This is a genomic window from Nostoc sp. ChiQUE01b, from assembly GCF_034531255.1.
In the GTDB taxonomy this organism is placed as follows: Bacteria; Cyanobacteriota; Cyanobacteriia; order Cyanobacteriales; family Nostocaceae; genus Nostoc.
In genome coordinates this window covers 39,150-50,707 of record NZ_JAVRBM010000011.1, presented here as the reverse complement: position 1 = coordinate 50,707, position 11,558 = coordinate 39,150, and the positions used below count along the sequence as shown (strand labels likewise).

Below are 11,558 nucleotides of genomic sequence, written 5' to 3'. Positions count from 1 at the left end.
CCATGAGTACAATTTCTGTCATTGAAGACTTTATTTCATTCCGTGGTCATCAGGTATGGTATAGGATTGTCAAACCAGATCGAGAAGATTCTGGCAAACTCCCTCTACTGTGTCTTCACGGAGGCCCAGGAGTACCCCACGACTACTTAGAACCATTAGAAGCGTTGGCTTTGCCCGCCGCAGGCATCGCCACAACCGGACGCAGGGTGATTTTTTACGATCAATTAGGGTGTGGAAATAGCGATCGCCCCACAGACCCCAACTTATATTCTATTGATTTGTTCAAAGAAGAACTCTTCGCCGTCCGCAGTGCCTTAAATTTAGACCAAATTCATCTTTTTGGGCAATCATGGGGCGGTTGTTTAGCACTGGAACATGCCCTTTCTCAACCTACTGGGTTAGTCAGTCTTGTTCTAGCTAACACGCCTTCTAGCATTCAACAATTTGTTACTGAAGCTTATAGCCTGATGAATGAGCTACCAATCGAAGTACAAGAAGTCATTCGTAAACACGAAGCCGATGGTACTACTCAAGACCCCGAATACAAACAGGCAATGGAGGTATTCAATCATTCTTTTCTTTGCCGACTAGACCCGTGGCCCAGCAGCTTAACTAGAGCCTACAGCAAAGTTGGTACAGAATTTCGGGGTGCAGGCAAAATCATCGACTGGAATATTCAAGACCGCCTCGGTGAAATTATCGTGCCTACACTGCTGCTTTCGGGTCGCTACGATGAGGTTACGCCTACTTGTGTTGAAACAGTTCACCAGGGTATTTCTGGCTCCGAGTGGGTACTATTTGAAAACAGTTCACACATGCCTCATCTAGAAGAGACAGAAAGATTTTTGCAAGTCTTAGACGAATTTTTAAATCGTGTCGAAACAGCCTTATAACCTACATTCCGCACCCTCAACTGTCACAATCGGTTTTTACTGTTTTTTAGAACATGAGAGAGCTAGTTTATATACTTAATTTCCTTGTTTTAACGGAGGTAAAAAGTTTTATTAGCATAATTTCTAGCTGACAACCTAGAAAAAATTAAGTAATTATGCTGTGTGACACCTTAAGGTGCGGAATGTGGGTTATATACTTAATTTCCTTGTTTTAACGGAGGTAAAAAGTTTTATTAGCATAATTTCTAGCTGACAACCTAGAAAAAATTAAGTAATTATGCTGTGTGACACCTTAGGGTGCGGAATGTGGGTTATAAAGTTGAGATTGTAATGTGAAATGGTGAAGTTAAAAATACAAATCGCTAAACACGACACCACTACAGCTGAGTATAAATATCTGTATAGTAAGTATAAATTCGTATAGTGTAACTAAGCGTTTTCTTATCTTTGCAACAGTGGAACCCGAACGCACCGTTGATAATGCTTTTATCGCTGCGGAGGCAGTTATTGAAATGGCTGCTAGGCAAGGACTTACTCGTTTAGTTATTCCCCTAATCGGTGCTGGAGTTAATGGCCTTGATGCTTCAGAGGTTGCTGTTGCTCTACTGCGAGCTATACAAAAAGCACTGGTAGCCAAAAAACCTGATAGCCAGAAAATCCAAGCAATCACCATAGTAGCTAGGCAAGCCGCTCCTATCGAAGCCGCACGTCGCCTATTTCCAGATAATTACCTAGCTCAAAGAGCATACAACGATTTAGCCGAAGGACAAGACCTCCTCAACATTCAAACTGAGGTTCATGCTTTAGCCGAGGTGTTATTAATGCGTGAGATGGAACCACCATTAGCTGTTGGTATTCTGGGTGGCTGGGGTAGTGGTAAATCATTTGTCATGCATCTCATGCAGCAAAAAATGAACGAGATTCGCAGTTTACCTGTGAATGCAGACAAAGCATGGGATAAACAAAATAATTCTAATAGTAGTGAGCTATTTCCTTATGTAGGACACATCTACCAAATTAAGTTCGATGCTTGGACTTATGCTAAATCAAACTTATGGGCAAGTTTGATGGAAACTATTTTCTTTGAGTTAAACCGCCAATTAACTTTAGAAAAGCAGTTAAAGGAAGCAGGTATAGACCCTCTGAAAGAGCCTCAAATTTGGTCAGTTCTCAATGATATGAGTAATGAAAAACGGGAAGCATTACTTGAATCTAAACTAAGTCCTGATATATTTAAAAATTGGAAGAAGATAGTATGTACTCAAGGATTAGCAAACTCACTATGGGAGAATTTACAAATATTAAAAACTGCGGAACAAAAGGCATTAAACGAAACACAACAAGAACTTTTAAAGAGGGAAGCTAGTCTCAAAGAAACAGAAAAAAAGTTAGAAAATGAAGTAAATGAAGAAATTGCTGAAGAAGCTCGAAACGTTGTATTAAGACCTATCACAAATAAACTTAAACGAGAATTAATCAATACATCTCTTGCTGAACTGAAAAAATACTTGCATTTAGAATTAAATGCTACTGATGAAAATGGTAAACAACAAAATATTGAAAAAGTAGAAATAACTCTAGAAAAAAGAGCACCAAATTCCCAATCTCAAAATGAAATAAACTCATCTATTCCAGAGGATGAACCAGAAGCATTATCACCACAAGCAATTAAATTCTCTAAAACAGAGTTTGATATCGTACTTAAATGTTGTAAATACATTGACTTATCACCCAGAACTCTGAAAAGAATGGTGAATGTTTACAAGCTGATCAAAATTATCTGGTTTCGCTCTAATCAACAGATTCAAGTAGAGAAAAATCAAGATTTAATTACTGTGGTTGTCTCATTCCTTGCAATGTCAGGTAGGTATCCAGATATAATGCGTAGTGTTTTTGACGAACTCAAGATATATATAGAGGAACTAGAAATACAAAAGGAAGAAACAGCAAATAATACATTTAAAGATTTCTTTAACAAATATTTTAAGAACTATCTACCCCTATATCAGGATAATTACTTTAGGCAAGAATATAAAAGGTTTCGGGATGATGTGAATACACTATTAATACCAGTTAATCTAACGCTAGAGCAGTCGGTATTGGAAACATTTAATATCATGCGATCGTTCTGTTTTATTGGTGACATTGGTTATGATCCGCGTGATTTTATTTCAACTGCTGCATCTCATCATCAATCAAACTCTATTTTTTCAGGAGGTGATAAATCTTTTGAGAGTCCTGATGTTGAAATATAGGCGATCGCTACCACTCCCATACTCCTTAACAGGATTTTTCGAGGATGAAAATATTATATCTTCCTAAAGTTATTTTTCAACACTACTAAAAGGTGCGATCGCTATTTTTCTTAGTCTATTGCTAATATCCTATTGCTTGAATCGGGTTAATTAGCATCCCCAAGGAAACTAAATATATAGTTCCCCAAGTTGCATATTCCAGCTAACTCACACAAGCGATATCTTTTGACTTGCTGCTTCGATCTAAGCTTTCCAAAGGTAGAGACTCATTGAATGAGGCTAAATATTTTTGTACAGGAGTAGGATAAATAATCATGCACGACCCATCGCTACAGTCGGGTTAGTGCGGGATTAAGCGGAGGTTCAGTAGTGTTTGAAATCAACAGGCGGCGCAGAAACTCCAGGTGGAACATCACCGAAGACTTGGCTGGGTATATGTTCATGATGCCCACCATTCTAGTTTTGGGAACTTTTGTAGTCTTACCCATTCTCTACGCCGTTTTTCTCTCCTTGGAAAAAGTCCAACTTCTTGGCGGTATTGAGTACGAGTTCATCGGTTTTCGCAACTTCACACGATTAGCTGAAGATGAAAGAGTTTGGATTGCTTTGAGAAACACAGTTGAATATGTAGCCATTGTTGTGCCAACTCAAACTATCCTGGCTTTAATTCTGGCAGTAACTCTGAATTCTGGGATTCGCGGTAAAAACTGGTGGCGCATCCTCTATTTTTTGCCGACAGTCACTTCTTCAGCTGTGCTGACACTTATCTTTATGTGGATTTATAACACTGATGGGCTACTAAACGATTTTCTCGCCTTTGTGGGGCTAGCTACTTATAACTGGTTGGGCGATCCAGCAGTTGCGCTGAAAGGAATTATGATCATGAACATTTGGTCAACCGCGCCGTTTTTTATGGTGATTTATCTGGCGGCGTTGCAAGATATACCCCAAACACTTTACGAGGCGGCGGAACTTGATGGTGCAAATGGATGGCAGCAATTTATCCACATTACTCTTCCCTTGCTTAAGCCTGTAACCTTCTTTGTGGCGACAGTGGGGGTAATTGGCACTTTTCAACTTTTTGACCAGTCTTACATCTTCTCTGGCGGTACTGGCGGGCCAAACAACGCTACCTTAACTGTGGTGCTGCTGATTTATCAAGCTGTATTTCGGAATTTACAAATGGGATATGCAGCTGCGATCGCATTTTTGTTAACAGCAGTGATCATTGCCATCACTTTGATTCAGCGACGACTTTTCGGAGGCGAACGAATTTGACTAACACCTCTGGCTTATCCTGGCTCAAAGCCCTGTTGTACATCTTGCTGACACTCTATGCCATCATTACCCTAATTCCCTTTCTCTGGGCACTTTCAGCATCATTTAAGCCACTAACAGAGATTGTCAGTGGTGAACCCAACTTTCTCCCCAAGAATTTTACTCTTGACAACTACAGGCAAATCTTTCTCCAAGAACCGTTATTTTGGCGCTGGTTATTCAACAGTGTAGCGATCGCCGTCAGTGTTACGCTTTTAAACTTGTTGTTAAATTCAATGGCTGGTTATGCTTTGGCAAGACTGCACTTTGTGGGCAAGCGCTTTTGGTTCTTCCTAATTTTGGCTGTACTGGCAGTACCGACACAAATCACCCTGATTCCCACATTTTTGATTTTAAAAGCGATCGGCTGGCTGAATTCTTATCAAGGCATGATTGTACCTAGCATGGTTAATGCCACTTTTATCTTCATGATGCGGCAGTTTTTCGTTAATTTTCCTAAAGAACTAGAAGAAGCAGCGCAACTGGATGGCTTAAATACCTTTGGAATTTTTCGACACATTGTCTTACCTTTAGCAAAACCAGCACTAGCAGCACAGGCAGTTTTTGTGTTCATGGGGAGTTGGAATAATTTTTTACTGCCTATAGTTATCCTATTTGACCCAGAAATGTTTACCCTTCCTTTGGGGCTGAACACCTTCAAAGGTCAATACATCAGCTATTGGAACTACATTATGGCGGCTTCTATGGTCTTCACCCTACCAGCTTTAGGTATTTACGCATTTTTTAATCGTTACTTTATTCAAAGCGTCACCTTTACAGGAGGAAAAGGTTAATAGGCATTAGTCATTAGTCAAAAGTTAAAAATTCTTCTCCTGCTTCCCCTGCTTCCCCTGCTTCCCCTGCCCCCTGCCATTTTTCCCCATGCCCCATTCCCCAAACAGTATTTTGGGCAACAAATTGCACTCCTAACGTGATATTGGTATTACAGCGACTCAATCTCTATTTATCAGTAAACAAGCATTATGGGTTTTGCAGACCTATCGATCGCAGAGATAGCAGCCGACTACAGCATTCCTGTAGAACAAGTGTTTTCTCTGTGCAACCAACTGGGAATCGCCTACAAACACCAAAAGACCCGTTTGGCGTTAGAAGATGCAAAGGCAATTATTTCCCAAATATCGTCTGAAATACGTCCCAATGGTACTAACGACTTGGTGGGTGATCACGAAGTCACCTGAAGGGTGATCTCAGAACTTTGGCTAATAACTGATAGCTAATGACAAAAAACAATGAGTCATTAGCAATTAGCAGCTTGGAGATTGAGAATCGCGTTCTTAGCTGTGTTGAGCGTCAAAATCTTTAAGGGGAAACATGTTTATAAGACTAATTGGCGTTGTTGTGGCTACTGTTTTACTCTCGTTTCAGTTGCTTGTCGGTAGCGCGACAGCAGTGGAACTGGACAAAGCTACCCGAACAGTGCCATTAAATACTCAAGGTGATACCGTTGTACTCAGCCTTAAACAAGTCAAAGAAGGCAAACGCTTATTTAATTACGCTTGCGCCCAATGTCATGCTGGGGGAGTTACCAAGACAAACCAAAACGTGGGACTAACTCCAGAGGACTTGGCACTAGCAACACCTAACCGTAACAACATTGAAGGTTTAGTAGATTACCTGAAAAATCCCACGACTTACGACGGGGAAGAAGAGATTTCCGAAATACACCCCAGTCTCAAAAGCGCAGATATTTTCACAGCAGTGCGAAATCTGACGGATGACGACTTGGAGGCGATCGCCGGTCATATTCTCTTACAACCCAAAATCGTTGGTACTAAGTGGGGAGGCGGAAAAATCTATTACTAAATCCCGGAACTGAGCCATTGGGAATAGGGCATTGGGCATTGGGAATAGGGCATTGGGAAGAATTTAGTCCCCATTCCTTATTCCCCATTCCCCATTCCCGATTCCCGATTCCCCATTTACTACTGATTGGACAGCTTTTTGCAATAAATTACTCTCGATTCTTTAAAAAAAATATATCTATGACAGATTGTCATACTTTGGTGTTGATTTTATTTAAAATGAGAAAGGGAAAAAAAATTGTTTGTTAGGAGAGAGCTATGAAATTAATTTCGGCAAGCTGGCGACGCCTTAGTTTAGCTGTGTTGACAATCCTTTTAGTTGTTAGCAGCTTTGCTGTTTTTACTCCCAGTGCTTCAGCTGAAACCTACAAGGTGAAATTGGGTAGCGATAAAGGAATGCTGGCATTTGAACCGAAAAAGTTGACAATTAAACCAGGTGACACTATTGAATGGGTGAACAATAAAGTTCCTCCCCATAATGTTGTGTTTGATCCTGCCAAAAATCCCTCTAAGAGCGCCGATTTAGCTAAATCTCTGTCTCATAAGAAGTTGCTCATGAGTCCCGGTCAAAAGGAAACAACCACCTTTGCAGCAGACGCACCTGCTGGTGACTACACCTTCTACTGTGAACCTCATCGTGGTGCTGGTATGATTGGTACAATCACTGTCCAATAGCTAGAAACACCAGCGTTTGACACAAGAGATTACTCAGTGACATTAGCTCATCGCCACACGCTACACTCCAAGAGTGACGCACAAAATGCAGAAATGGCGGTAACGAGTCCTATCCTTCCCTAAGACGCTAAACAATCTGTAGCGATCAAGGAGTGAACTCGTTACCGCCAATTTTGATCAAATTTGACTTAATCAGGGATTAATCGCGTTTATACTCTTGCTGGAGGCTTGTTGCGAGGAAATTTTGTTGAGAATACTTTTATTAATTCTACTGTCGGCGATCGCCCTATTCAAATTCACATTCATTAGTCCAGCACTAGCTGCCGAAACATCCAACGGTGCTAAAATTTTCGAGGCTAACTGCGCTTCTTGCCATATAGGTGGCGGTAACATCCTTATCAACCAGAAAACCTTGAAAAAGGAAGCATTGTCAAAGTACCTAGAAAATTACAATCAAGACTCAATCCAAGCGATTATCCACCAAGTGCAAAATGGTAAAAATGCTATGCCTGCCTTTAAAGCCAAGTTAAGTTCTGAGGAGATTCTGGAGGTAGCTGCTTACGTTTTTCACAATGCAGAACAAGGCTGGTAAATGCTGTATACCGTCTAGTTGTTGTGGGGTGAGCAGTTATTGCCTATCTTTGATTACTGGCGAGCTAGACGCCCACCCCACAACATTGGAGTATTTATTTATTGGAAACCCCTCAGTGCATTTCCTTCTTGAAACCTTTTAACGAACTCTAAGTTAAATATTATGGATGACGAACTAGCGATCGCTTATTCGTCAACTACTAAAAACAATATTTTAAACCCAAAACCCTGATGTAGAGACGCGATTTCTCGCGTCTTAAAAGACCAATTATCTACACCAATAGATCTCTTACATGAATACAAAACTAGCTCTCATCCCCCAACCCCTTCTGCCAATTTTGGGAGAAGGGGAGACAATTTCAAAGTTCCTCTCCCAAGCTTGGGAAAGGAATTTAGGGTGAAAGCTCATTGATTCATGCCAGAAGTCTAATAACTTTTAACCCAGGCGCTGGGTGATTATTTTTCTGGATTAGACTTTTGTCTGCTTTCCTTGACTTCGCGCAACCGTTCTACTAATTTTTTATCATCCGATTCAGCAGCAGATGTAGGCTGACCCTGATTGATTTTCGGCAACAATAACGGTTCAGAAGTAGTAGCTGCCGATGAAGGCGTAGGCTGGTTATTTTGAATTTGCAGTTCAGATAATGGTTTGGGAGTAGCTGCTGGTGCAGTTAATGGTTTGAGAGTACCTGTTGGTGAGGATGTAGGCGGGTTATTTCTGATTTGTAAATTAGGTAATGGTTTAAAAGTAGCTGCTGGTGAGGGAGTACCCTTATTGTTATTGATTCTCGGTGCAGATAATGACGAAGGCTTTTGCTCTTGAGTAGTCCCAGTAAAATTGCTCGTGCTGTTTTGGAAACGTAGGTTAAATGGATAGGAACTAATCTGTCTATCTCCCTTGGGGGATTGCTTGTTGAAGTATTGCCTTGCTTTTAATTGCAATTCCGGGGAAATTAACTTGTCTTGAAATTTGATATCTAACACCTTACCATCAGGATCTACCACTAATACACCCAAAACAGCACCTTCAAGATTTGATTTATCCGTGGATAATGTTTGGCGGATGACTGGTTTTTGTTCAGCGTTAGGGTATTGTTGCTGGACTTCCTTTCTCAGGTTGGCGTAGGAGTCTAGCTGTGCAATTGCCTGTTGATTTCCCTTCGCTGATAAATCTGCTGTTTGTAGCGTGCTTGCCCTAGTTCCAATTAATGTATTCCCATTCCTTGGAGCTTGTTTTAGAGAATTTATCAGTGGGTTTTGAGCAATTGTAGACGACGCATTCGGAATTGGTTGCGTCATTGGCTGAATTGGCACAGAATTCGTATTTACCTGTGCTGTTTCAACGGGTGTACTGTCAGATAAGATTGGAGGTTGGGCATTCCTCAGAATATCGGCAGGTATTTGCTGCGACTGCAATTCTGGCAACCTATTTACAGCTAGCGGTTTAGGTGGCTCGTATTTGGCGACGCTCTCATTCACATTCACGCGAGGAACTGGTCGAGAGAATCTGGCGCTGGTATTAAATTTAGAACTATCAAATTTAGACGCATCAAACCGCAAATTATCACTAGGAATCATCCGCAAAGACTGCCTTGTAGGCAAGGAAGAGACTCGATAGTTATTTGATGATGCTGGTAGCGGAGGTAATACCAGCTGACCGGATGGTGATGGCGCTAATGGGGTTAATCCCGGTTGGACGCTAAAGTTTGGAGCAGCAAGTGGGGCAACTGGAGGTAATTGTTGTAAACCAATTTGGGGTGTGGTTTGCGGCAAACGGTTTTGGTCGGCTTGGCTCAATTCCAAAAGTCCGACTGTTTTGGATGATGCTGTTTCTTTGGGGTTGTTAGACTCCATCGGCATCAGTGGTACGATCATGGCGATCGCACCGTGGATACCAAGGGAGGCTATAGCTGCTATCCCAATTGGCTGGCTTAAAATTTCTGGTATATTTTTCAGCAGGGAGACGTAAGACATAGCTGTTATCGTTCACTCACTCAGTTGCAGTTTACTAGCGATTTTCCCTTGACGACATTGCAATATCTTGCAAGAGATGCGTTCCTCATAAGGAAATAATAACTTTTTCAGTTGGCAATCAAAACGCCAAAATTGCCATTTATTCAAGTTTCTAATTAATCTAATGACGCTGTATCATATCTTCAAAATTCGAGCTTGCTAAAGAGATATTTGAAAAATTACTAACTTTTGATTTTTTATTGTGATGACGCACGCAATTAAAATTAATATCTGGGAGTTTTATAAAGTTTAAGTAAACGCACAAGTTTGAATACATTAAAACATCTGCCGAAGTTGCCTTGTTTTTTAAACTGTATTTTCAGTCAACTACACTTCTGTAACAGATGACACACGTGTTTCTTTGAGACTGAGCCCTATTTGAAAATACTACCACATTGGCAGCCCCTCAAACTGTTGCAAGTTGTACAATTTTATTGACATTTTCGCCTTAAATTTCACCAAAGCTATTGGTTTTTCTCCAAGGAGTGAGTCAGACGATCGCAATTCTAGTTCCTGAATATGACTACTTCTTCGCCAAAAAAAAAAGTTCAAACCCTCAATCATTGCATCCAAAATTTCAAATGCCTTTACCGACAGTTATTTTGCCTGGATATCTAGAAAGTGCGATCGCTTATCGCCAACTAGAACAATCCCTAAAAAACTTAGATTTTCCCACAGTTACAGTACCACTGCAAAGGCGTGACTGGTTCCCCACTTTGGGAGGAAGACCTGTAACCCTGATTCTGCAACAACTCGATTACACGATCAAGCATATATTAGAGCAACACAATGCTACTCAAATTAACTTAATTGGTCACTCAGCCGGAGGTTGGATATCCCGCATTTACATGGGAGAAAAGCCCTATTTGGTACGCGGTAATGTCAAACCATTTCTTTGGCAAGCGCATCCTTTGGTTGCGACTCTCATCACCTTGGGTACACCCCATATTAGCCAAGAACGCTGGACACGCTCCAATCTGGATTTTGTCACCAATAACTACCCAGGAGCTTTTTACAAAAACGTTCGTTACGTTTGTGTGGCTGGTAAAACTATCTTTGGGAAAAGACGGCCTGGTAGTTGGTTAGCTTACAGTAGTTACCAATTAACCTGTGGTAAGGGTAGCACTTGGGGAGATGGCATTACGCCCATTGAAGCTGCTCATTTGGAGGGGGCAGAAAATCTGATAATTGAAGGTGTCAAGCATTCTCCCAGAAGTCCTGGAATTTGGTATGGCTCACCAGAACCCTTAAAAGCTTGGGTGCAATATTTGATTTAAAAAACTTTATTTTTATATAAGAAAAGTAAAATTTATTAGCTAAAATCGTAATAAGAATAAATACTTAGTTAAGAACAGGAGGGGTGAGCCATGCAAAGCACCCAGTTCGATCAGATTTTGCGACGAATAGCGACGATATTATCAGTCGTGATTTTGACTCTGTGTTTAATTTATATCTCTACCGGAGTAATGCTTTCTTTTTACTATGAACCGACAGCAGGCGGAGCTTATAACTCATTGAAGATGATCAATACACAGCTGCCATACGGGTGGTTGTTTTGGAGAGCGCATGATCTTGCTGGTAATGCGGTAATTGCGATCGCCTTAATTCAAATTGTAGTGATGTTTTTAGGTCGGCAATTTCGCAAGAGTTGGCTGGCTGCTTGGATTAGTGTGATTTTTTTAACCCTAAGTGCGATCGGTCTGGATTGGACAGCGATGATTTTAGATTGGACTCAGGAAGGGTACTGGCGTTTTAGTATTGAGCTAGGAACCATCGAAGCCATTCCTTTGATTGGTGGGCAACTGCGCGACATCCTGACTGGTGGTGGAGCCATTAACACAATTACCGTCGAACACCTTTACACAATCCACAGTTATCTGATTTCGGTAACGACGTTAATTCTGGCCATAGTACATTTATCGGCTTTATTGTGGCAGGAATCGCAAATGTATCAAGCTGAGTTAGGAGTTAGGAGTTTGGAGTAGAGACGC

General features: G+C 41.1%; 12 protein-coding genes. 10 read left to right on the top strand and 2 right to left on the bottom strand.

Annotated elements, in window-relative coordinates; genetic code table 11:
- The first annotated feature begins 2 nt into the window (after window positions 1–2).
- From RMY63_RS10200 to RMY63_RS10185, 4 genes are all read left to right on the top strand, one after another.
- On the top strand, window positions 3–893 hold the full coding sequence (locus RMY63_RS10200) for a proline iminopeptidase-family hydrolase (RefSeq protein ID WP_322728580.1): 891 nt from the start codon (window positions 3–5) through the stop codon (window positions 891–893).
- 455 nt (window positions 894–1,348) lie between these two features.
- Window positions 1,349–3,148, top strand: a complete 1,800-nt coding sequence (locus RMY63_RS10195; RefSeq protein ID WP_322728579.1) for a P-loop NTPase fold protein — start codon at window positions 1,349–1,351, stop codon at window positions 3,146–3,148.
- Between the two features lie 369 nt (window positions 3,149–3,517).
- On the top strand, window positions 3,518–4,426 hold the full coding sequence (locus tag RMY63_RS10190) for a sugar ABC transporter permease (RefSeq protein WP_322728578.1): 909 nt from the start codon (window positions 3,518–3,520) through the stop codon (window positions 4,424–4,426).
- On the top strand, window positions 4,423–5,259 hold the full coding sequence (locus tag RMY63_RS10185) for a carbohydrate ABC transporter permease (protein WP_322728577.1): 837 nt from the start codon (window positions 4,423–4,425) through the stop codon (window positions 5,257–5,259). Before RMY63_RS10190 ends, RMY63_RS10185 begins: the two co-directional genes overlap by 4 nt.
- Window positions 5,260–5,272: 13 nt before the next feature.
- Here the strand turns inward: RMY63_RS10185 and RMY63_RS10180 are convergent, their stop codons facing one another.
- Window positions 5,273–5,422, bottom strand: a complete 150-nt coding sequence (locus tag RMY63_RS10180) for a hypothetical protein (protein ID WP_322728576.1) — start codon at window positions 5,420–5,422, stop codon at window positions 5,273–5,275.
- A 26-nt stretch (window positions 5,423–5,448) separates the two neighbouring features.
- Between RMY63_RS10180 and RMY63_RS10175 the strand changes: the two genes are divergently transcribed.
- The 4 genes from RMY63_RS10175 (at window position 5,449) to petJ (ending at window position 7,555) form a co-directional block, all read left to right on the top strand.
- On the top strand, window positions 5,449–5,664 hold the full coding sequence (locus RMY63_RS10175) for a hypothetical protein (RefSeq protein WP_099100724.1): 216 nt from the start codon (window positions 5,449–5,451) through the stop codon (window positions 5,662–5,664).
- A 133-nt stretch (window positions 5,665–5,797) separates the two neighbouring features.
- Entirely contained in the window at window positions 5,798–6,289 is a 492-nt protein-coding gene (psbV, locus tag RMY63_RS10170) for a photosystem II cytochrome c-550 (protein ID WP_292873457.1), read from the top strand.
- Between the two features lie 257 nt (window positions 6,290–6,546).
- Window positions 6,547–6,963: a plastocyanin gene (petE, locus tag RMY63_RS10165; protein WP_322728575.1), complete on the top strand. Its 417-nt coding sequence runs from the start codon at window positions 6,547–6,549 to the stop codon at window positions 6,961–6,963.
- A gap of 247 nt (window positions 6,964–7,210) precedes the next feature.
- Window positions 7,211–7,555 (top strand): cytochrome c6 PetJ, encoded by a 345-nt coding sequence (gene petJ, locus RMY63_RS10160; protein WP_292873459.1) that lies wholly within the window; start codon window positions 7,211–7,213, stop codon window positions 7,553–7,555.
- Window positions 7,556–8,010: 455 nt separating this feature from the next.
- Here petJ and RMY63_RS10155 read toward each other — a convergent pair whose 3' ends face one another.
- Window positions 8,011–9,528, bottom strand: a complete 1,518-nt coding sequence (locus RMY63_RS10155; protein WP_322728574.1) for a hypothetical protein — start codon at window positions 9,526–9,528, stop codon at window positions 8,011–8,013.
- A gap of 620 nt (window positions 9,529–10,148) precedes the next feature.
- Between RMY63_RS10155 and RMY63_RS10150 the strand changes: the two genes are divergently transcribed.
- Complete coding sequence (locus RMY63_RS10150; RefSeq protein WP_322728638.1) at window positions 10,149–10,844, top strand: lipase; 696 nt, start codon at window positions 10,149–10,151, stop codon at window positions 10,842–10,844.
- 90 nt (window positions 10,845–10,934) lie between these two features.
- Complete coding sequence (locus tag RMY63_RS10145) at window positions 10,935–11,552, top strand: cytochrome b N-terminal domain-containing protein (RefSeq protein ID WP_322728573.1); 618 nt, start codon at window positions 10,935–10,937, stop codon at window positions 11,550–11,552.
- The last annotated feature ends 6 nt before the right edge of the window (window positions 11,553–11,558 follow it).